This window comes from Lactiplantibacillus sp. C232 (assembly GCF_023806725.1).
GTDB classification, from domain to species: domain Bacteria; phylum Bacillota; class Bacilli; order Lactobacillales; family Lactobacillaceae; genus Lactiplantibacillus; species Lactiplantibacillus plantarum.
In genome coordinates this window covers 1-20,928 of the sequence record NZ_JAMSKZ010000015.1, presented here as the reverse complement: position 1 = coordinate 20,928, position 20,928 = coordinate 1, and the positions used below count along the sequence as shown (strand labels likewise).

The window sequence follows — 20,928 nt, the reverse complement described above, 5'->3', positions numbered from 1 at the left end:
TGAAGTGACTTTTTATCTGCCTTTATATAAACATTTTGATGCCAAAATAAATAATAATAAGACCAAGAAATGGCGTTAATACGCGGTTGACCTTATCTAAATTTAAATGGCGAATCACGAGTGGTGTAATGATTGCGCCGATAATTGCGCCAATCATGAGGACCAATCCTGATTGCCAAGCAAAAGTACTAGTAAAGAGATGACCGATTAAACTGATTGTGGACATAACAGTTAACACATAGGTGGCAGTACCAGCGGCTTCAACGGCCGTTAACCCAAGAATTGCTAACCCGGCAGCCGTGGTCGCACCACCGCTTAAGCCGCCAATGCCGACCATCAATCCACTTAAAAGGCCAAAGAAGGCAGCTTGCCAAGGTTGGTGACCGGCTGTAGTTTGTTTAGAATGGTGAACATACTTGATTAGTACCATCGCACCCATAATCAAAAAAATTGTCCCGACAATCCAGTTATACAGTTGTTGGGGAATAAATTGTGCGCTGAATGTCCCGACGATGATACCGGGAACGGCCGCAATAATCATTTGATTGCCAATCTTGAAATTGACATTTTTGATTTTCAACTGTGTTAGAAAACCAAAGAATAAGGCTGGTAAGGCGACGATTAGGGAGGTTGGTACGGCTACCGCGGTTGCAAGGCCTACTTGACTGGTTAAGACACCTAGGTATAGGGCAGCACCTCCTCCACCAATCAGACTAACGAAGATGCCGATTAGTAATCCGGATAAAAAGACAAACGTAGTGAATTCCCCCTTAAATTGTATAATTATACCTTAAACGGAGTACACTCCGTTTGTCAAGTGATGCGTAAAAGTGTATGGTGAACTTAAGTAAATAGGAGGGTGTGTCGAATGCGAAAGGATGCACAAATTAACCAACAGAAAATTTTGACTGCTGCGCGACAACTCTTTGCCGCGCGTTCAATCGAAACCGTTAGTATGAAAGATATTGCGACGGCCGCTGGTATCGGTCCCGGAACGTTGTATCGTCACTATGCCCATAAAAGTACACTATGTTTGGCATTGGTAACGGACCGAGTCGCAACTTTTATTAAAACCAATCAAGTCTACTTGACCACGACCTCGGTAGGTGCAGCAGCACGTTTTGATCATGTTATTGGGGAATATTTAGCGATTCGTGAGCACAACATGGCGTTATTAATGAATGTCGAGGCCGGTGAACCTGGTCGCCGTCAATTTTATCAGAGCGAACTTTATCAACAATTATGTGACCTATTAACGCAACTGGTTCGTGATTTAAAGCCAACGCTTTCGAAACCGGCATGTGAGTTTCAAGCTGATATGTTAATTGCCATGCTGAAGGGGACTAGTTATGCTTTTCAACGTCAATGGCGAGGACGGTCGCAGTCCGAACTATTGGCGCAATTGCACGCGTTAATGGTGACTGAATGATGTTCACTATTGGCACTAGTGGTTTGGCGATTAACAGAGTGGGTTGATTGTTAAATCAAAAAAGATGGTTCTAGGCGGTTAATCCTAGAGCCATCTTTTTGAATGAGTCATTTAAGCAGGTGTCACCACGTATTTTTCATAACGTTGGGCATCGACAGTGTTGAGTTCGACTGTTAATTGGGTGCCATCAGCTAAGTAATCCGTTTTGAGAATGTTGGCGTGGTCATTTAAGTAAGCCACTACTTCACCATCATTGAACGGGATTAATAACGTTGTTGTCACGTAATTCTTAAAGACTTTGGCTTTGATCATACTGGTCAAAGCTTGTAGTGAGGCCTCATCACGCGCCGTATAGATGAGTTGATCATCTTGCTGGTTCGGGTAGTCGGCTTCGGTTAAATCAGCTTTATTGAAGGCATAAATCATAGGAACATCGTGCACACCGATTTCTTTGAGCGTCTTTTCAGTGGTCGCCATCATTTCCTTGTAATGGGGATCGGCGTAGTCGATGACTTGAATGAGTAAGTCAGCATTGGCAGCTTCGGCTAGCGTTGAACGGAAGGCGTTGATCAAGTTATGCGGCAAGTCGCTGACAAACCCGACTGTATCACTGAGCAGTAACTGCTTATTGTCAGGGAAGGTTAACTGACGAATACTTGTATCTAACGTTGCGAAAAGCATGTCTTTTTCGAAGACTTGCTTATCTTCACCCTTACCGAACAGTTTCACTAAACCATTCATAGTCGTTGATTTACCAGCGTTGGTATAACCGACTAACGCGACGTTGGGGAGCCCGGCTTTATCGCGTTGTGAACGTCGCACTACTTCGTCTTTATTGAGTTCCTTAAGTTCGTGCTTCGCGTGACTGATCCGGTCTTGAATTGTCCGGCGATTTAATTCCAGTTGCGTTTCACCAGCACCACGGTTGGTAAAGCCCCCGCCACCACCAGCAGCGGCCCCAGCCTGCTGGTCAAGGCGATTGGAGATACTCGTTCGTAATCGGGGAAGTTGGTATTGTAATTGGGCAATCTTAACTTGCAATTTGGCTTCCTTGCTCCGCGCACGGTTACCAAAAATTTCTAAGATCAGACCAGTACGGTCGATGATCTGAATGTCCGTTTGTTCCTCTAAGTTACGCACCTGACTAGGGGTCAGATCCGCGTTGATGACCATAATGTGCAAATCGTTGGCGGCTGCGACTTCTTTGATTTCGACAACTTTACCTTTGCCGAAGAAGGTGGCCGGGTTGGGTTTTTCCAATCCTTGGTCAATTCGCAGGGCCGCGTGCATATTATTGGCTGCAACGAGCGCTTCTAGCTCGGACATGGCGTAGTCGTAATTGGCGACCGTTTTAGACATGCCGGCAATGATGACTTCTTGTACTTTTTGAGCGTTGGTTTCAGACATACACTCACTCCTAACGTGTTATGATTGCATTAAGTATAACATGTCTAATCAAAATATTACGACTTCGGGTATTAGGGAGGAATCAAAAATGGGTTATGTGCTTGATTTGCGGCGGCAAGTTGGTCACCAACCGCTAGTAGTGGCCGGTGCGGCTTTAATGGCCCAAAATTCGATTGGCAAAATTGTCTTGATTTATCGAACCGATAACCACTGTTGGGGCTTGCCAGCTGGATCGACTGAACCGGGAGAGACGGTCCAGCAAACGGCGCGACGGGAATTGAAAGAAGAGACTGGGCTGACGGTGGGTGAGTTAACGCTGATCGATGTCTATAGTGGGCCCAAGATGCACTATCAGTATCCTAACGGGGACATTATTGACAGTGTCACCACGTTATATCGCGCCAATACAACGGGTGGTGAATTGATTCAAGCCACCGATGAGATGAGTACTGCGGCTTTCTTTGCTTTAGATGCTTTGCCGACACCGTTGACCCCACTGACAAAGTGGATGCTTTGCGGTGAGTAAGCTTGACCATGCAGATGAGGTTTGCTATAGTGGACTGAAATATTAAGATGAATTGTCACCGGACAACGTTAACCCAACTTCCTTAGGTCATTGTGGAAGTTGGGTGGACGTTGTCCTTTTTATTTTGAGGAGGAATTGATAATGACGTGGATTTATTTAATTATTGCTGGATTATTTGAAGTGGTATGGGCTACGATGATGAAATTAAGTAATGGGTTCAGTCACTTTGGCTATGCTGCGGCCACAGTAGTTGGCATGGTCTTGAGTTTTGGCTTCTTAGCATTAGCAACCAAACACTTACCGTTGAGTATTGCATATCCAATTTGGACCGGTATCGGTGCGGTCGGTGCGATAATTGTTGGCCTGGTTTTCTTCAAAGATACAATTGCACCCATCACGTGGATCTTCATTGCAATGCTGGTCATTGGCATTATTGGTATCAAAGTCACGAGTTAGGATTGGGGGGGTGTTAGTGGGTTTGTGATTCATCAGTGAAGCCCCAACAGCTTTTCAATATTTTTATAAAAGAATGACCACAAGCATGAAAGCGGTGTTATAATAACTTTAGAAGTTAAATGAATATTTGGGTTATTCTTAGACTTCTTCCGACCTGAGATAGACGCACTGTTGCCAAGACTTTACAAAATTTTCTTGTTACACCCGGTCAACGCACTACCTCTCGGAGGGGTTTCTTAATTTCGTCAGTAATTCTGTGTATAGTCTTGGTTGAGTACAACAAATAGTGAAAGAAGTGACGTCTGATGATGATGTATCCGTATCTGAATTTAGGCCCCAGAGATGGCGTCTTGATAATTGCAGCTGCTATTATGTTAGCTTTAACGGTAGTTTTTAATTGGTCAGTCTGGGAACTTTTGTTTGCTGTTGTGGCAGTCGTAATTGCGTTCTTAGCAGGAAGCATGAAACCGTCTAAGAAGAACGTGCTTGCTTTTTTGAAAAAATAGTTTGAATTGGGGTAGCATACCTGAATTCTTCAAACACGTCTTTAACCAGCAAAGTTTAAGGACATCATTGATAAGATAGCCGAGTTGGTTCTCTGTCAATTGATGTTGCGAATAGTGCTACGGGTGCTTAGTCAAACAATGGCGAGCACCTTTTTCAATTCGAATTGTTCAATAGCCCATGATTAAAATACAAATAAAGATATCTGTCGCCAGTAATCACGTATTTAGTTAATTACCAACAACAGTTATTTCAGAGCCAATATAAAAACGCTCGCGACCAGTCAGTGGTTGCGAGCGTTTTGTTTGATGAGCAAAATTATAAGTGTTGATTGACTTTCACGTCAGCTAAGTCTTGCGCATAATCGACGACGCGAATTTGATCGTCATCGATGTCGATGCGAGTGACGCTCCCGTTTTTGGGGCCGTTCGTGATGTCGATTTCAGGAGCAAAATGTGCGACCATACTGCGGATTGTCGTGCCGTGGGTAACCACGAGGACTTTTTGATGGTGATCGTGGTGAGCTTTCAAGTAGTCAAAGCCCTGGTTGATCCGTTCCCAGTACATCGAGTTGTCTTCAGCTTCATGCCAAGGGTCGATTTCACGCATCAGGTCGCGAGTCTGATCGATAGGCACGTGTTCAAGAAGTTCGTGCATGCTGGTGACCCCGTATTGGCGGCCAACTAGTGACCAAGTCCGACTTGAATCGTCACCTTCGAAATAACCATAGAAAACTTCCCGAAAGTTCATCAGTGTTTTAAAGGGCTGGGCGGTAGCACCCGCCGCTTGTCGAATGAGCTGAGCGGTGTCGATTGCCCGCTTAGAATCACTGCTGTAGTAGTAGTCAAAAGCCGTGTTCGCTAGTGCTTGACCGACCTTGGTTGCGGTGGCTTGTCCGTATTCAGTTAACGGCGAGTCAGACCAGCCTTGCATGCGATTATATAAGTTGAAAAAAGTCTGTCCGTGTCGAACAAAGTAAATTGAAAATTGAGCCATGTGTTTCTCCTTATTTAGTCGAGATGGTCTTTGCGGCCAAAGTAGTCTAACGTCACATCGTTGTCGCTAATTGTGAATTTCGTGACGCTCCCATTTTGGGGCCGTGCTGGTGAGGTCAGTGCGGCAAAACGAGCAGCAATACTGTAAATCGTATTGCCGTGGCTGACGACCAAAACTTTGTCCCCGTCGTGATGGTGAGCACGTAACGTATCGAGACCGCCATTGACCCGTTGCCAGAATTCGGCGTTATTTTCGGCGCGATGGAACGGGTCAGCTTCTTTACAGAAATCTTTGGCTTTTTCGATGCCGTATTGTTCAATAATTGCGGACAAACTAGGTGCTTGATGGGGCGCACCAACCATGAACCAGGTCTGCGACGTGTCATCACCTTCAAAATAGCCATAAAAGGCTTCACGGAAGGCGGCCATTGGTTGAACCGTCAAATCGGTATTGCCACTGGCAGGAAGAATTAATTCTGCGGTGCGCATTGCCCGCGTCATGTCACTGGCGTAAACGGCATCGAAATCAATACCGTTGAGCATTTTACCTGCATTGCGAGCGTCCTGTTCGCCGACAGCTGTGAGGGGGGAATCACACCAGCCCTGCATTCGGCGGTACTTGTTAAAGTAAGTTTGACCATGACGAATCATGTAAACGGAAAAAGTTGCCATTATTTACTCCTCTACTTGGTGTTCAAAACTAAGCCATAATGTGTTTAGTTTACCATAAAATGCACTGCGATTAATTAGCAGTTGCTAAGGCTTGTCGAATCTGAGCGGCCGTTTGCTTATTCCCGGTAAAGATTAAGCGGTCACCGTACATAATCGTCGTATTTCCATTGGGCGCGATCAGTTTCCGATTACGGATGACTTGACTAATGGTAATATCCTGAGCAAACTGTAAGTTCTTAATTTGAACATCAGTATAGAGATGGTTGAGGACCCGGACTTCGTAGATGCTGTTTTCAGTATCATTGAGCAATAGCAAGGTTGACGGTGATTCAATTAAGGCGCGCAGTAAAGTAATGTTGGCCTCTGGTGTATTGTAGACTTCGACGCCTAGCTCTCGGAGTTCATCTTCATGTTCGTTGAGCACATTGCGGTCTTCAAACCGAACGATGATCCGCCGTACACCGTATGCTTTGGCGGCTTTAGCAAGCTCGTAGTTACGTTCGGCATCAATATGGCCGAGTACCAAAATATCCGTGTCAAAGACGCCGTGATCCTGTAAGTCCTGGGCTGTGAAGTTTTCCATTAAGGTCACTGGCACTTGCGCGTGGTAGGTTTGATAATTCTCAGGATGATTCGTGTACATTGACACGTCGTACCAGCCTTTTCGTAGCTGTTGTGCAACGGGTACGGTGCTTAAGTTAGCGCCGATAAAGTGGACCGCTGTTTTGACCAGGTCTTCTTTTTCAGCTGAATAAAACTTGTTAAAAATCAGGGGTGAGATGACACAAGTGAGTAGCGCTGCGAGTAAGAAAGCGCCGGACTGGTCACTAGTAATTGTCTTCATTGACTTGGCAACTCGAAGAACGGCTAATACCATTGTCATTGTCGTTGCAGTCAGCGCGGTACCGGCTAAAGCATTGGCTTGCTTGAACCGTAACTTTAGGACCCAGTAGCCGCCAATCTTGGCAACCATGTATGCTAAGAAAAATAGTGGAATTAATAGTAAGGTTTTGCCACTTGTTAATAAGGTCCGTAAGTTCAAATCGACGCCAGTCGTAATGAAGAAAATCGGGATGAAGAAGCCGTAACCAATAGCATCCAAGCGTTCGCGGGTCGTTTCACTAGGGTTCAAGAGTTTCAAGACGATTCCGGCCACAAAAGCGCCCAGGATGTTTTCAGCACCGACAGATTCGGCCACCGTGACCATCGTTACAATCAAGAAGAAGGCTAACCGAATATCTAGTTGTGTCGTCGATTTGTTAATATTTTGATAGAAGCGGAAGAATGGTTTGAACCGTAAGAGTAATAGTGCGGCAACGGCTAAAATGAGTAATAGTAACCAGAGACTTTGTGAGTTACTGCCGTAGACGGATGCATAGAGCGTCAGTCCCATCATCGGTACAAGTTCACCAAAGACCGAGATGAGCAGAATCGTTTGTCCGAAAGCCTTACTAAGCAATTCCTGTTCTTTTAAAGCTGCAATTACAATACCAAGTGAAATCGTGCCAAATAAAATCGCGGCAAGCCAGAAATCACTGAAGAGGCCGCTGACTTTAAAAGCAGCGGCGAGTAACAGCGATAGAACAATAATTGTGCTGTAGGCGTACACCGAAAGTCGAACTGGCGAATATTTCGGTGTGTTGACCGCGTTTTTTTGTTCTAAAGGTGTTAACGCCGTGCGCCGCTTCTTAAATAGGCTAAAGTCAATTTCAAGTCCACTTAAGAACAGCAGGACGATGACGCCAATCGTTGAGAGTTGTGAGATAAGGTCAGAGGTGTTCACAAAGTTAAACACGCTGGGGCCAATTACGATACCGACAATGATTTCCATGACGGCCGTTGGCAAACTGTTGATTTTGAATTTAGCCATGATAAGCGGAATTAATAATGCGGCTAATAAAATAATGACTAAGGAAACTTGATCCATGAATAAATACCTCGATTCGTTTTAGTACACACGGAGCTGATCATCATCAAAGCCCCAGAAAGCTTCGCTAGCATGTGCATCGGTGAAAACTTTCAGGATTTGGTCGACACCAGGGGCTAATTTGTCAGGCGTCAGTTGGCTCAATGGTTGCCAACTAATGGCCCCCTCGTATGAGCCGGCTAGCAAATCACCGTGATAGTGACTAGTGGTGTATAAGGTACCAAGCGACACGTCGCCGTCCGCATTTTCGACCCACGTTACGGTGCCAACTAATTTTAATTGATCGACGTGCAAGCCGGTTTCTTCTAATACTTCACGCTTCATCGCGGTTACTTGTGATTCACCGCGATCAACATGGCCGCCAGGAAAAGTTAACCCCGACCACTGTGCGTCAATCTTATTTTCAACCAGGACATCGCCGGTCGCTGGATTGGTGATAAGGCACATGTTGACGAGTTCTGCACGGACGGTCCGGTCGTGGTGTTCATGCTGATCCTTAGTGGCTAACCAGTCTTGGGCCTTGTCATTGATGCTTGCCATGAATGCTGCTTTCGTTTGTAGGTAGGCTGCGAGATCGGCTTGTCCATTGCGCACACCTTTTTCGCGAATGGCAGTATACTTGCGGCCGTCTGTCCGGTGCGCATTGAGATAATCCCGGAAAGTGAGCAATTGCTGATAATGCTGTTCATCAGTTGTAATGATCACGTGGATGTCGTTAGCAGCTAATTGCGTTGCGTAAGTATGCGTTGTTCCAGCGACCGGTCGTGCGTGTAACGTAGCTACGGCAGCCGCCTGATCTTTAACAAGCAACGCCAAGTCAATTGTTGGACGCGCTAATAATTGGGGCATGGCCGTACTACCCACGTGACTACTTTTTAATAGATTCGCCTGTAATTGCTGGCGTAACAAGGTTTGATACTCGATTGCTTGCTTTTGCCAGTCAGATTGATAGGCAGTTAATTGAATTGGTTGCATAGAATCCCTCCACTCGAATAAGTCATTGAAAGGATACACTTTTTGAGTGGTTTTGAAAAGGAAAGACATGCCTTTCAAGAAATTAGAACGATAATATTTAAGTTGAACGGCAGTTGACACACGGCTGAGAAAACGCTATCATTGATTTATACATTAATAGTAATTAACTGGGATTGTAATAGCAGTGTTCAGGAGCTACACAAAACCCGCTTAGTCGACAGGCTAAGTGGGCTTTTTTTATGGGAATTTTCAAGTTGAATGGAGATGAGAATGATGCGAATCAAAAAGGTGCTTAATAATAATGCGTTTATAACCCATAATGATGATCATCAAGAAATGATTGTTATTGGAAAAGCAATCGCATATGGAAAACATTTCAATGATACCGTTGACGAAAGTAAGGTATACAAAATGTTTACCCCCATTAGTCGAGGTGATCGGAAGCTGATTTTGGACATGGTTAACGAAATTCCAATCCAGTATTTTCAAATCGCTAAACAGATTGTTGATAAAGCAGAGTCTGATGAAAATATCGAGCTGACAGATAGTGTGTATATTGCGCTAACTGATCATATTTCGTCTAGTGTTGATCGAATTAAATCTGGTTTAATGTTGACTAATCAATTCTTATGGGAAATTCGCAGTTATTATCCAAAAGAATATCAGATTGGACAATGGGCGATTCAACTAATCAACGGTACCTGTGATGTTACCCTACCGGATGATGAAGCTGGATTCATTGCGATTCATATCATTAGCGGCGAATTAGGTGAGCAATTGGATGAATTTCATGAAATTATTAATTTCATTAAGAAGATTACAAGTATTGTGACCTATCAATTATCAGTTGAAATTGATCGCGATTCGCTCGATTATAATCGCTTCGTTACGCATTTAAAATTCTTTTGGCAATACATGATGGAAAATGATAAAAAGCACACGATTGGTGACCTGAGTGATGAAATGCTGGCAATCATCAAGGGGAAAAAGGTAGCGGCTTATGAATGTGCATTAAAAGTGAAAGACTTTGTTCAGAAGACCTATCACTATACGCTTAACAATGAAGATTTACTGTACATGACGATTCATATCGCAAGAATTGCGGATGCAAATTAGGGGGCAGAATAATGACATATAAAGAAATGAACGACCAGATTATTAATGGTGTCGGGGGTAAAAGTAATATTGAGTCAGTTGTACACTGTGCAACAAGGCTGAGATTCGTGCTGAAGGATGAGGCCAAGGCAGATGATGATTTGGTACGGTCGATTCCAGGAATTTTACAAGTTGTCAAAAAAGCGGGACAGTACCAATTAGTTATCGGAAATAATGTTGAGGATGTTTATAATGAACTTTCTGATATGTTACAGCTGGATGAAAATGTAGATCATAATCAGTCTAAGGATAAGCGGAGTATTTTCGACAAAATAATTAGTACGATTACTGGCTCAATTGCACCTGCGATTCCATTGCTTGCTGGTGCTGGGATGGGGAAAGTATTGTTGCTCATTCTGACACTGTCTGGATTATTAACTGAAAAAAGTCAAACTTATCAGATGTTAAATTTGATTTTTGATACTGGCTATTTCTTTATGCCAGCATTTATTGGATTTTCCGCTGCTAAGATTTTTAAGACAAACCAATTTCTAGGGGCATTTATGGGATTGGTCACTGTTAATCCAAATTGGGTTGCAATGGTAGCGGCTGGGAAGCCTGTTAGTTTCATAGGTGTTCCTATCCAATTGGTTTCTTATTCTTCAACCTTGATTACAGCTGTTTTATCCGTATGGTTAATGTCTTATATTGAAAAGTTTGTAAAGAAGATTACGCCAGGCATGATTAAAGTCTTTGCAGAGCCGATGCTTATCATGTTGATTACTGCACCACTGACTTTTATTGTTCTTGGACCAATTGCCAATTTGATTTCAATGGGAATTGCAAGTATAAGCATGTTCTTGTATGATAACGCCGGCTTTATCGCAATTCCGCTACTTGCTGCCGCATATCCATGGTTAGTTTCTATTGGTATTCATAAAGCGCTCAGTCCAATTAGTATCCAATTAGTTGCGACACAGGGATTTGATCCAATAATTCGGGTTGTGGCTTTGTGTTCGAACATGTCACAAGCTGCCGCATCATTAGCAGTCGGTTTGAAAACCAAAAATAAGCAGTTGAGAGCCTTAGCACTTTCATCCACTGTGACAGCATATCTTGGTGGTATTACCGAACCAGCCATGTTTGGTGTGAATCTGAAGTTAAAGAAGCCGATGTACGGTGCCATGATTGGTGGGGCAGTTGCCGGTTTGTTTGCCGGATTTATGAAAATGAAAGCATTTATTTATGTCACTCCTGGACTACTCAGCTTACCAATGTGGGTATCTAAGACAGAAAACTACGTCGTATTGGCAGTCGCTACCATTGTTATTGCTAGTGTGGCAACATTTATCGCAACTTGGTTGATTGGCTTCGAAGATCCTGTCAGCGAGGAAGTTATGAAACAAAAGCAGGCGCAGGCGAACAAAGTGGTGACGACTAAACATTCGATTAATAGCCCCGTTGTTGGGGAAGCTCGGATGTTGAATGAAGTTAATGATGAAACGTTTGCAAGTGGCGTTATGGGCAAAGGGATTGCTGTCATCCCAACTGAGGGTGTCGTGATTGCCCCCACGGATGGTGTTGCATCAGCTGTCTTTGATACCAGCCATGCGATTGGCCTTCATTTAGATAATGATGCTGATTTGTTGATTCATGTGGGAATTGATACTGTTGAATTAAAAGGTCAATATTTTGAAACATTAGTAAAAAAGGGTGAGCGCTTTCACGCAGGTCAAGAGTTATTACGGTTTGATTTAGACAAGATAAAACAGGCTGGATATGATCCAACGGTTATGATTATTGTGTTAAATACAAAGGACTTTTTAGAGGTCCTACCAGTACCAGAATCGAACGAATCTGTAACCGCAGATAATAATTTATTAATGTTAGCGTAAGTGAGGTAGGATTGATGGATGTTTACAAAACGAGTCCTAACTTTATGTGGGGCGTAGCAACTGCTGCTAATCAAGTAGAAGGCGCATGGAACGAGGACGGTAAAGGCATGTCTATTGCAGATTGCCTGCGTTATCGGCCGCAAATTGATAGTAGTGACTATCAAGCGGTGAACCAAATGGATAGTGCTGAAATTGAAAACGCCTTAAATGATGAATCGACTAAAGGTTGGGCAAAACGGCATGGTGTGGATTTTTATCATCATTATCGAGAAGATATTAAACAGTTGGCAGATACAGGAATCAATACCTATCGATTCTCGATAAGTTGGGCCCGTATTTTTCCAAATGGTGACGATAAGTGTCCTAATCAAGCGGGGTTAGACTTCTACCTGTCACTAGTTAAAGAATTGGCAAAGTACCAAATTACACCAGTGGTGACGCTATCCCACTACGAAATGCCGTTAAACTTAGTGCTAAATTATGATGCTTGGTATGATCGACGAGTGGCAGACTTTTTTGGGCGTTATGCGCGAACCGTCATTGATTATTTACATGATTATGTCAAGTACTGGATTCCGATTAATGAAATTGACAGTATTATTAGGCACCCATTCTCATCAGCTGGATTAGTCGCAGATCGTTTTGCTAGTCATGATTTTAAAACGGTTATTTATCAAGCAATGCATCATCAGTTTGTGGCAGCGGCACAGGTTGTCAAGTATTGTCATCGTCACTATCCACAGATGCAAGTTGGTAGCATGATTACTAGAACGATGGTTTATCCATATAATAGTGATCCCAATAATGTGCTTGCAGCAACGCAAACGATGCGTGAGGTGTATGCATTTAGCGATATTCAAGTGCGTGGAGAATACCCTGAATTCTTGTTAACTAAGCTGAAAAAAGCACATATTACGATTGAATTTCAGGAGGGTGATCAGGAAGTACTACGTGAGAATACGGCCGATTTTGTGGCCTTTAGTTACTACTCCTCAATTTGCACGGCTAGTAATGTGGAAGGCCTGCGGGTGACCAAGGCTAATCGAACCGTTGGCGTTTATAATCGGTACTTGCCTGAGAGTGAGTGGGGGTGGCAGATTGATCCAGTTGGATTGAGACTATCTTTAATCGATTTGTTCGATCGCTACCAAAAGCCGTTATTCATTGTCGAAAATGGCCTAGGTGCTGTGGATGAGTTGAGCAGTGATCTTCGTGTTCATGACATATATCGAATCAGTTACTTGCGCCAGCACATTCGGCAGATGTTAATAGCCATTGCGAATGATGGTGTGGACTTAATGGGGTACTGTATGTGGGGAACCACCGATATGATATCTGCGTCGTCAAACCAAATGTCAAAGCGGTATGGTTTAATCTATGTTGACTTAGATGATAATGGTGATGGCTCATATAATCGATATTTAAAGGACAGTTATTTCTGGTATCAAGAATTACTAAGCTATAAGAATCAAATTCCAGCAATTTTTTTAGATGAAAATAGTATAGTCGTTCAATGAGCCTAATAAAAAAAGGGCGCAATTTAATTTGCGGCCTTTTTTTACTAATTCTATTTATAAGAAATCCGCTGTTGTCGCCAGGTCTTAATCAGCGCAACCACTGTGGCTGGAATGAGCGCGGCGGCCGTAATTCCTAGAAAACAGAGCGAGAGGTGGCTTTGTACGAAACTGATCGAGCCAAAGAAGTAACCGAGTGAACAGCCGACACTGACCCAGATACCAACGCCAACTAAGTTCCAGATAGCGAAGGTCGGTTGTGGCATTTTAGCGGCCCCGGCACTCAGCGGGACAAAGGTCCGCACGAGTGGAACAAAGCGGCCAAACATGACAGCTTTCGCGCCATACTTAGCAAAAAATTGTTGTGCGCGTTGTTGCTTGGATTGGGGGAGGTGGCGTTGCAACCACGGTAAGCGAATCAGGTGGCGGCCAATTTCGAAATTGACAGTGTCGCCAATTACAGCAGCCACAAAGAATACTGGCACCAGAATCTGAATACTGAGGGCGTCGCTGTGAGTTGCAGCCATCGTGCTGGCGAGAAAGATCAATGATTCGCCGGGAAGAAATGGGAAAACGACCATGCCCGTTTCAAGAAAGATAACGGCGAATAATAAGATGTAAGACCAACTATCAAGTGTGGTTAATAGTGGGACGATACTTTGTTCTAAGTGGGTTAAAATGGTTATTAAATTGACCAACGGCGCCACCTCCAATTTAAGTTGCATTTATTATAAGCGTCTGCGGGTTGAAAAACAGATGTAACCGATTACATTTCTTTCAGTTTAACACAATCGTAACTTTGATAGACCAATGTTCAAACAAATTTACATAAAAAATCAAAAACTGGCGTCTGCCATGGGTTATTAATTGAGTCGGGGCGCCGATAGTGATAAAATTATTGTTCGATATTTAGGAATGGAGGGCGTTCAATGGCTAAGTCAATTAAAGCTGCAGAACAGGAACACTTAGATCATGTGGTTGCGAAAATTAAGGTGGCTGAAGAGCAACAAAGCCAAACCATTACGCGCTCGGAAAAAGATCAGGCCGATATTAAACGTGACTTGCTGAATAACATCAATATAAAAACGGATAGTTACGAAGGCATGATGGAGACCGGATTATCCGTGCGGCAGCAACAACAGATGATGGATGAGCGGCAGAATAGTTGGAAGCACGCGACTAAGCAATTATCGACGTTAAAAAAGTTGGAAAAGAATGCTTATTTTGCGCGGATCGATTTTCATGAGACTGGCGAGCCTAAGCCTGAGACGATTTATATCGGACTCAGTTCATTTTCTGACACGCCAGATCACTTTTTGATCTACGACTGGCGAGCGCCTATTTCCAGTATTTATTATGACGGTGGGTTAGGGCACGTGACGTACCAGACTCCGGATGGTGAACAGACCGTTAATGTGAAGTTGAAGCGGCAGTTGATGGTTGAGAATGGCCAGATCGTGACAGTCTACGATACTGATGAAGCCGTTGGTGACTCGATGCTACTAGAAGTGTTGGATGAAAAGTCCGATGTGAAGATGAAGAGTATCGTGACGACGATTCAAAAGGAACAAAATACCATTATTCGGGATACGAGTTCTGACCTCCTGTTTGTGCAGGGGGCGGCCGGTTCCGGGAAGACCTCGTCCGTTTTACAACGGGTCGCATACTTGTTGTATCGTTACCGGGGTAATTTGACGGCCGGACAAGTCATCTTGTTCTCACCAAATCAACTCTTTAATGATTATATTAACCAAGTATTGCCCGAACTGGGTGAACAAAACATGGTTCAGATGACTTATTTCCAATACGCATCGTACCGGTTACCACACATGCAAGTTGAAACTTTACAGCAGCGGTTTGAAACTGAAAATACACCGCAGATGGCAAAGGTTACGAAGTTGGAAGGTAGCCTTGCATTCTTCAACGCGGTTACCACGTATGGCCGACATTTGGAACAAGCGGACATGCGTTTCCGTAACATTACGTTGAACGATGAAGTGATTATTTCCCGGGAAAAGATTAAATCGATTTACTACTCTTTCAACGAAAACTACCACTTAGCGAACCGGTTATCAGCAACTAAGGAAGAATTAATCAAGATTTTGAATCGCAAGGTTGAATCGGAGATGCGTTCCAAGTGGGTCGAAGAAGCGGTTCAAGACTTATCACGCGAAGAGATCAATCAATTATATGGCAATCAGCCGCGGGAATTTAAGAATGGCGATAAAGAGTTTAAATTCTTAGCACGTAAAATTGTGATGCAACGCTTAGGAAAAGCCCGGACGCAAATCGTGCGTAACCGTTTCTTGAGCATCAACATGCAGTACGCGCATTTCTTACGCGAAGTACCGAAGATCATCAAGTTGGCTGATCACGGTATCTCAGCTGCTGACTGGGATGCTACGGTTGAACGGAAACTAGCCGAGATTAAGGAACGTCATATCTCGTTAACAACGGTCTCAGCTTACATGTACCTGCATGACTTAATGACCGGAAAGCACGGGCAGCGTGACATCCGGTTTGTCTTCTTGGATGAGATTCAAGATTACAACGCCTTTCAGCTAGCGTTCCTGAAGTTTAGCTTCCCTCAAGCCCGCTTCACAATGCTCGGTGACTTGAACCAGGCGATTTTTACCAAGGAAAACAGCCATTCGCTGATCAATGAATTGGCCACATTATTTGACCCTGAAAAGACGCGGGTCGTGCAATTGACTAAATCGTACCGGTCAACGCAACAGATTACTGATTTCACCAAGGAAATTTTAGTCAATGGTGAAGCCGTCACGGCTTTTGATCGTCAGGGCGACTTGCCAAATGTCGTTGTGACGCCTAACTTTGAAGCAGGGGTTGATCAAGTCGTTGATCAGCTAGCGATGAACGATTCTGAACGTGATACGACGGCAATTATCGGGAAATCCTTAGCAGAATGCGAGGCGCTCACGAAGGCCCTGAAAGCTCGTGGTGAGCAGGTCACGTTGATTCAAACTGAAAATCAACGCTTGGCTCCTGGTGTCATTGTAGTCCCGTCTTTCTTAGCAAAAGGGTTGGAGTTTGACGCGGTCATCGTGTGGAACGCTAATCAGGAAAATTACCAACGTGAAGATGAACGGCAACTATTATATACAATCTGTTCACGGGCCATGCACGAGCTAACGCTAGTCGCGGTGGGGAGCTTGTCACCGTTACTAGCGCGGGTGAACCACGCCTTGTATACATTAAATGAAGCAAAAGTTTAAGTCAGTTTAAGACAGTGAGTACCGCTCCATTCACCTGGAGTGGTACTTTTTTTAGTTTTACTTGTGAAGGAAATCTTAAGGTGCGTCAGGATGATCAGTAGTGGAACAGTTGGGGACTTGTGTCGGAATAACTAAGAAAACGCTATCATAACGATGGAATAAGCGTTAAAATTAACTCATCAAGTGCAGTAGTCGGTGAGAGACAATGACCTTAATACTGACTAGGCACATAATATCGTGAAAATACTAACAACTAGTTAGAACGGTTGTTAGTGACCTGAGGAGGAAACGACGATGTCAATCACTGAAATGTTAGGTATTCAATATCCCATTTTTTCTGGTGCCATGATGCGAATTGCGACCCATGAATTAGTCGGGGCGGTTTCGGAAGCTGGGGGACTCGGTGTTTTAGGTTCAGCGGGGTTATCTGCCGAACAGTTGCGAGCAGAGATCCAAGCGACCCGCAAGCTGACGGATAAGCCGTTTGGTGTCAATTTAATGTTACAGATGAAGAACTGTCCAGAACTGGCCCAAGTCATCATTGATGAGGGGGTCAAGGTCGTGACGACTGGTGCGGGTAACCCGACTTCATATATTCCGCCGCTACACGCGGCCGGTATTAAAGTGATTCCAGTGATTGCTTCGGTTCACCATGCCCATAAGATGGTGGCGGCCGGTGCGGATGCGGTGGTTGCTGAAGGTCAAGAATCAGGCGGACATATCGGTCAAACGTCAACGATGGCATTATTACCTCAAGTCGTGGACGCTGTTGATATTCCGGTGATTGGTGCTGGCGGTGTCGGTGATGGCCGCTCGATTGCGGCGATGTTTGCGCTGGGCGCCCAGGGTGTGCAGTGCGGTACGATCTTTCTGACAGCTGAGGAGTGCCCAGTTCCAGCTAGTTATAAGCAACGGGTATTGGCTGCCAGTGACACGGATACAATCGTGACTGGCCGCAGCCAGCGCGATCCGGTACGGGCGCTAGTTAACCCGATGTTGGCACAATACTTGCAATTGGAGCAAACTAACGCGCCGGTAGCGGAATTACACGCGTTAGCGGACGGTTCATTTGCGAAAGCCGTTGAAGATGGCGATATGGAACATGGTACGCCTATGGCCGGTGAAGTGGCAGGGATGATGACGACAATTCGGCCAGTCAAGGAAATTATTACGACGTTGTTTGGTCAGGCTCGTGAGGTCGCGGCACAACTGAAAATCGAATAAGATACAGTAGCATAGCTCGGTACTAGGTCAGCGTTAACTAGTATCGAGCTATTAATGGTTATTGGCTACCAATTAGGAATCCGGTTAATTTGAATTTTAATCAGCGTTTGATAAGGGTTTCATGTTATAATCAACCCATTAATTTAGTAATGGTGGCAGACAGAAATCATGGAAGATCAGATGAACTATTATCGCTTCTCACGTGAACAGTGGAAGCAATTTTATCGTAACAATCAGCATCAAGTACCATTGACCGCAGCCAATTTGCACGAAATTGAGGCGTTTAATGACCGGATTAGTCTCGACGATGTCCGTGATATTTATATGCCGTTTGCGCATTTGTTGCAGGCCAAGTATGAACACTACTTGTCATGGCGGGAAACGGAGTCCGTTTTTTTACACCGTCAGAACCGCCAATCACCCTTTATTATTGGAGTGTCTGGAAGTGTGGCAGTTGGCAAGACCACCACAGCACGGTTATTAGAGATTCTATTTAAATATTTATATCCAGACCGGCGGACGCAATTGATTACGACGGATGGTTTCTTATACCCGAATGCCGAGCTCAAAAAGATGCAATTGATGGAACGCAAAGGGTTTCCGGAAAGCTATGATATGACGCGGCTGATCCAATTCTTGAACGATGTGAAGAGCGGAAAGCCGTTAGCGAAGGCCCCGGTATACTCTCATCAGACTTATGATATTGTGCCAAACCGTTTTGACGTGATCACGCATCCTGATATTTTGATTATTGAAGGAATCAACGTGTTGCAATTGCCAAGCAATCAGGCGATCTACATTAGTGATTTTACGGACTTCTCAGTGTATGTGGATGCGGATGCCGATTTAATTGAAGATTGGTACTTAGAACGCTTCAAGGCCCTGATGAAAACGGCTTTCCAGGATCCGACGAATTATTTCTATCCTTGGGCGATCGGTGATCCGAAGGACGCAATGGCGATGGCCGAGCGTGTTTGGGAAGAGGTTAACTTGAAAAACTTGAATGATTATATCTTGCCAACCCGTAATCGTGCGGATTTAATTTTGCACAAAGTTGCGCATCATGTGATTGATGCCGTGTATTTCCGCAAATATTAGCACCTAAGAAATTTCTCATACTGGTTGACCGAACGTTTAGAAATCAGTATGATAGACCTATTGAGCATTAATTAATCCAAAGGAGTGAACAACTTGGCAAAAACGGATACCGCGTCTTTCGATTCCATTTTGGTATTGGATTTCGGTAGTCAGTATAATCAATTGATTACCCGGCGCATTCGTGATTTCGGCGTTTATTCGGAACTACTTCCGAACACGATCACCGCTGAAGAAATCAAGGCCCGTCACCCGAAAGGTATTATCTTTTCTGGTGGCCCCAACAGTGTTTACGATGATGGCGCCTTTCGGGTTGACCCGGAGATTTTCAAGTTGGGCTTACCAATCTTGGGGATTTGTTACGGCATGCAACTGATGACCTACACGCTTGCGGGCGGGAAGGTCGAATCAGCTGATAACCGTGAATACGGCAAGGCGAACATTGACGTGACGAGTGACTCGGCGACCCTATTTAAGAACATGCCAGCTGAGCAGTCAGTGTGGATGAGTCATGGTGACTTGGTTACTCAGGCACCTGATGGTTTTGACGTGGTGGCCACTTCTAAGAACTGCCCGATTGCGGCAATTCAAGATGTTGACCGGAAGTTATATGGGATTCAATTCCATGCTGAAGTTCGGAATACGGACTACGGTAATGATATTCTACGGCACTTTGCATTTGACGTTTGCCAAGCTGAAGCTAACTGGTCAATGGATGATTTCATTGATATGCAGATTGAAAAGATCCGCGCTGAAGTTGGCGACAAAAAGGTCTTACTGGGACTTTCCGGTGGGGTTGATTCCAGTGTCGTCGGTGTGTTATTGCACAAGGCCATTGGCACGCAATTAACCAGTATTTTCGTTGACCATGGTTTGTTACGGAAGGGCGAAGCTGATCAAGTTATGGCGAGCCTAGAAGGTAAGTTCGGCTTGAACATCATCAAAGTTGATGCTAAGGACCGCTTCTTAAGCAAGTTGGCTGGTGTCAGTGATCCTGAACGGAAACGTAAGATTATTGGTAACGAATTTATCCAAGTGTTTGATGAAGAAGCCACGAAGTTAAACGGGATGGAATTCCTCGCACAGGGGACCCTCTACACCGATGTGATTGAAAGTGGGACTTCAACGGCCCAAACAATCAAGTCACATCATAATGTTGGTGGTTTGCCAGAAGACATGCAGTTCAAGTTGATTGAACCGCTACGGACGTTATTTAAGGACGAAGCACGGGAACTCGGTGAAAAGCTAGGGATGCCGTCTGACCTTGTTTGGCGTCAACCATTCCCCGGCCCTGGTCTCGGAATTCGGGTTATTGGTGAGATTACGGAAGATAAGTTAGAAATCGTGCGCGATAGTGACTTTATCTTACGTGATGAAATCAAAAAAGCCGGCTTGGACCGTGAAATCTGGCAATACTTCACCGTATTACCAGGTATCAAGTCAGTCGGTGTCATGGGTGACGGCCGGACCTACGATTACACCGTTGGTATTCGGGCCGTAACATCAATCGACGGTATGACCGCCGACTTTGCACGTATTCCATGGGATGTCTTACAAAAGATCTCAGTGCGGATCGTCAATGAAGTCGATCACGTTAACCGCATCGTGTACGATGTTACGAGTAAGCCACCTTCGACAATTGAATGGGAATAGGATTTATTGAAATTCAACAGTTCCTATCAGTGCCAATTGGCAATAAACGCTGATTCTTGCGGTGGTTAGCAAAAATCAAATACGATACAATCAGATACAATTTGATAAAAAGAGGCTGTGACATAACTAGCCTCTGTATAAGTAAATGGGACGAGAAACCGAATTTTGGTTTCTCGTCCCATTTGTTTACGCCTTTGATTTTTAAAGCTGGTCCCTACCGTGACCAGTTTCATAATGTTTAACGCCAGTATTACGATTCCGGCTTCCTTGGTGACCTTGTCGAAACCTCGCACCGAGAATCGATTGAAATGTAAAGAAGCCTTCA

The 20,928-nt window shown here is 44.3% G+C and carries 18 protein-coding genes and 1 pseudogene; 11 read left to right on the top strand and 8 right to left on the bottom strand.

Annotated elements, in window-relative coordinates; genetic code table 11:
- Positions 1–22 precede the first annotated feature (22 nt).
- Complete coding sequence (locus MZO41_RS12930) at positions 23–781, bottom strand: sulfite exporter TauE/SafE family protein (RefSeq protein WP_223843891.1); 759 nt, start codon at positions 779–781, stop codon at positions 23–25.
- Positions 782–868: 87 nt separating this feature from the next.
- Between MZO41_RS12930 and MZO41_RS12925 the strand changes: the two genes are divergently transcribed.
- Entirely contained in the window at positions 869–1,429 is a 561-nt protein-coding gene (locus MZO41_RS12925) for a TetR/AcrR family transcriptional regulator (protein ID WP_003641140.1), read from the top strand.
- A 111-nt stretch (positions 1,430–1,540) separates the two neighbouring features.
- Here the strand turns inward: MZO41_RS12925 and hflX are convergent, their stop codons facing one another.
- Positions 1,541–2,836, bottom strand: a complete 1,296-nt coding sequence (hflX, locus tag MZO41_RS12920) for a GTPase HflX (protein ID WP_003641141.1) — start codon at positions 2,834–2,836, stop codon at positions 1,541–1,543.
- An 88-nt stretch (positions 2,837–2,924) separates the two neighbouring features.
- Between hflX and MZO41_RS12915 the strand changes: the two genes are divergently transcribed.
- The 3 genes from MZO41_RS12915 (at position 2,925) to MZO41_RS12905 (ending at position 4,324) form a co-directional block, all read left to right on the top strand.
- On the top strand, positions 2,925–3,362 hold the full coding sequence (locus tag MZO41_RS12915) for an NUDIX hydrolase (RefSeq protein WP_128650887.1): 438 nt from the start codon (positions 2,925–2,927) through the stop codon (positions 3,360–3,362).
- A 141-nt stretch (positions 3,363–3,503) separates the two neighbouring features.
- A complete protein-coding gene (locus MZO41_RS12910; protein ID WP_003641143.1) occupies positions 3,504–3,818 on the top strand; it encodes a DMT family transporter in 315 nt (104 codons plus the stop codon).
- A gap of 305 nt (positions 3,819–4,123) precedes the next feature.
- Complete coding sequence (locus tag MZO41_RS12905; protein WP_003641144.1) at positions 4,124–4,324, top strand: hypothetical protein; 201 nt, start codon at positions 4,124–4,126, stop codon at positions 4,322–4,324.
- A 316-nt stretch (positions 4,325–4,640) separates the two neighbouring features.
- Here MZO41_RS12905 and MZO41_RS12900 read toward each other — a convergent pair whose 3' ends face one another.
- The 4 genes from MZO41_RS12900 to MZO41_RS12885 form a co-directional block, all read right to left on the bottom strand.
- Positions 4,641–5,318, bottom strand: coding sequence for a histidine phosphatase family protein (locus MZO41_RS12900; RefSeq protein ID WP_013355285.1), 678 nt, complete (start codon positions 5,316–5,318; stop codon positions 4,641–4,643).
- A 14-nt stretch (positions 5,319–5,332) separates the two neighbouring features.
- Complete coding sequence (locus MZO41_RS12895) at positions 5,333–5,989, bottom strand: histidine phosphatase family protein (RefSeq protein WP_003641146.1); 657 nt, start codon at positions 5,987–5,989, stop codon at positions 5,333–5,335.
- Positions 5,990–6,059: 70 nt separating this feature from the next.
- Positions 6,060–7,916 carry a cation:proton antiporter family protein gene (locus MZO41_RS12890; RefSeq protein ID WP_003641147.1) on the bottom strand — a complete coding sequence of 619 codons (1,857 nt, stop codon included), beginning with the start codon at positions 7,914–7,916 and terminating at the stop codon, positions 6,060–6,062.
- Positions 7,917–7,937: 21 nt separating this feature from the next.
- The gene (locus MZO41_RS12885; RefSeq protein WP_022637917.1) at positions 7,938–8,891 is read right to left on the bottom strand and encodes a GrpB family protein; all 954 of its coding nucleotides are present in this window, start codon (positions 8,889–8,891) and stop codon (positions 7,938–7,940) included.
- 273 nt (positions 8,892–9,164) lie between these two features.
- On the opposite strand from MZO41_RS12885, the gene licT reads away from it, so the two are divergent.
- Genes licT through MZO41_RS12870 form a run of 3 tightly spaced genes read left to right on the top strand, consistent with a single transcriptional unit; the run spans position 9,165 to position 13,398 of the window.
- Entirely contained in the window at positions 9,165–10,007 is an 843-nt protein-coding gene (gene licT / locus MZO41_RS12880; protein WP_013355287.1) for a BglG family transcription antiterminator LicT, read from the top strand.
- 11 nt (positions 10,008–10,018) lie between these two features.
- Positions 10,019–11,881, top strand: coding sequence for a PTS beta-glucoside transporter subunit IIBCA (locus MZO41_RS12875; RefSeq protein WP_252129688.1), 1,863 nt, complete (start codon positions 10,019–10,021; stop codon positions 11,879–11,881).
- Positions 11,882–11,895: 14 nt separating this feature from the next.
- Entirely contained in the window at positions 11,896–13,398 is a 1,503-nt protein-coding gene (locus tag MZO41_RS12870) for a glycoside hydrolase family 1 protein (protein WP_058906921.1), read from the top strand.
- Positions 13,399–13,448: 50 nt separating this feature from the next.
- Here the strand turns inward: MZO41_RS12870 and MZO41_RS12865 are convergent, their stop codons facing one another.
- Positions 13,449–14,120, bottom strand: coding sequence for a DedA family protein (locus MZO41_RS12865; protein ID WP_013355289.1), 672 nt, complete (start codon positions 14,118–14,120; stop codon positions 13,449–13,451).
- A 204-nt stretch (positions 14,121–14,324) separates the two neighbouring features.
- Between MZO41_RS12865 and helD the strand changes: the two genes are divergently transcribed.
- The 4 genes from helD (at position 14,325) to guaA (ending at position 20,603) form a co-directional block, all read left to right on the top strand.
- The gene (helD, locus tag MZO41_RS12860) at positions 14,325–16,631 is read left to right on the top strand and encodes an RNA polymerase recycling motor HelD (RefSeq protein ID WP_003644033.1); all 2,307 of its coding nucleotides are present in this window, start codon (positions 14,325–14,327) and stop codon (positions 16,629–16,631) included.
- A gap of 294 nt (positions 16,632–16,925) precedes the next feature.
- The gene (locus MZO41_RS12855; protein ID WP_003641151.1) at positions 16,926–17,855 is read left to right on the top strand and encodes a nitronate monooxygenase; all 930 of its coding nucleotides are present in this window, start codon (positions 16,926–16,928) and stop codon (positions 17,853–17,855) included.
- Between the two features lie 168 nt (positions 17,856–18,023).
- On the top strand, positions 18,024–18,953 hold the full coding sequence (gene coaA, locus MZO41_RS12850; RefSeq protein ID WP_003641152.1) for a type I pantothenate kinase: 930 nt from the start codon (positions 18,024–18,026) through the stop codon (positions 18,951–18,953).
- Between the two features lie 93 nt (positions 18,954–19,046).
- Positions 19,047–20,603: a glutamine-hydrolyzing GMP synthase gene (guaA, locus tag MZO41_RS12845; protein WP_013355290.1), complete on the top strand. Its 1,557-nt coding sequence runs from the start codon at positions 19,047–19,049 to the stop codon at positions 20,601–20,603.
- Positions 20,604–20,668: 65 nt separating this feature from the next.
- Here guaA and MZO41_RS12840 read toward each other — a convergent pair.
- A pseudogene (locus MZO41_RS12840) lies at positions 20,669–20,928 on the bottom strand (IS1182 family transposase); the annotation flags it as partial.

What these genes read in the sequence shown, in the direction of transcription:
- MZO41_RS12925 (WP_003641140.1), top strand. Translation starts at nt 869, where the DNA reads ATGCGAAAGGATGCACAAATTAACCAACAGAAAATTTTGACTGCTGCG.
- hflX (WP_003641141.1), bottom strand. Translation starts at nt 2,836, where the DNA reads ATGTCTGAAACCAACGCTCAAAAAGTACAAGAAGTCATCATTGCCGGC.
- MZO41_RS12915 (WP_128650887.1), top strand. Translation starts at nt 2,925, where the DNA reads ATGGGTTATGTGCTTGATTTGCGGCGGCAAGTTGGTCACCAACCGCTA.
- MZO41_RS12910 (WP_003641143.1), top strand. Translation starts at nt 3,504, where the DNA reads ATGACGTGGATTTATTTAATTATTGCTGGATTATTTGAAGTGGTATGG.
- MZO41_RS12905 (WP_003641144.1), top strand. Translation starts at nt 4,124, where the DNA reads ATGATGATGTATCCGTATCTGAATTTAGGCCCCAGAGATGGCGTCTTG.
- MZO41_RS12900 (WP_013355285.1), bottom strand. Translation starts at nt 5,318, where the DNA reads ATGGCTCAATTTTCAATTTACTTTGTTCGACACGGACAGACTTTTTTC.
- MZO41_RS12895 (WP_003641146.1), bottom strand. Translation starts at nt 5,989, where the DNA reads ATGGCAACTTTTTCCGTTTACATGATTCGTCATGGTCAAACTTACTTT.
- MZO41_RS12890 (WP_003641147.1), bottom strand. Translation starts at nt 7,916, where the DNA reads ATGGATCAAGTTTCCTTAGTCATTATTTTATTAGCCGCATTATTAATT.
- MZO41_RS12885 (WP_022637917.1), bottom strand. Translation starts at nt 8,891, where the DNA reads ATGCAACCAATTCAATTAACTGCCTATCAATCTGACTGGCAAAAGCAA.
- licT (WP_013355287.1), top strand. Translation starts at nt 9,165, where the DNA reads ATGCGAATCAAAAAGGTGCTTAATAATAATGCGTTTATAACCCATAAT.
- MZO41_RS12875 (WP_252129688.1), top strand. Translation starts at nt 10,019, where the DNA reads ATGACATATAAAGAAATGAACGACCAGATTATTAATGGTGTCGGGGGT.
- MZO41_RS12870 (WP_058906921.1), top strand. Translation starts at nt 11,896, where the DNA reads ATGGATGTTTACAAAACGAGTCCTAACTTTATGTGGGGCGTAGCAACT.
- MZO41_RS12865 (WP_013355289.1), bottom strand. Translation starts at nt 14,120, where the DNA reads ATGCAACTTAAATTGGAGGTGGCGCCGTTGGTCAATTTAATAACCATT.
- helD (WP_003644033.1), top strand. Translation starts at nt 14,325, where the DNA reads ATGGCTAAGTCAATTAAAGCTGCAGAACAGGAACACTTAGATCATGTG.
- MZO41_RS12855 (WP_003641151.1), top strand. Translation starts at nt 16,926, where the DNA reads ATGTCAATCACTGAAATGTTAGGTATTCAATATCCCATTTTTTCTGGT.
- coaA (WP_003641152.1), top strand. Translation starts at nt 18,024, where the DNA reads ATGGAAGATCAGATGAACTATTATCGCTTCTCACGTGAACAGTGGAAG.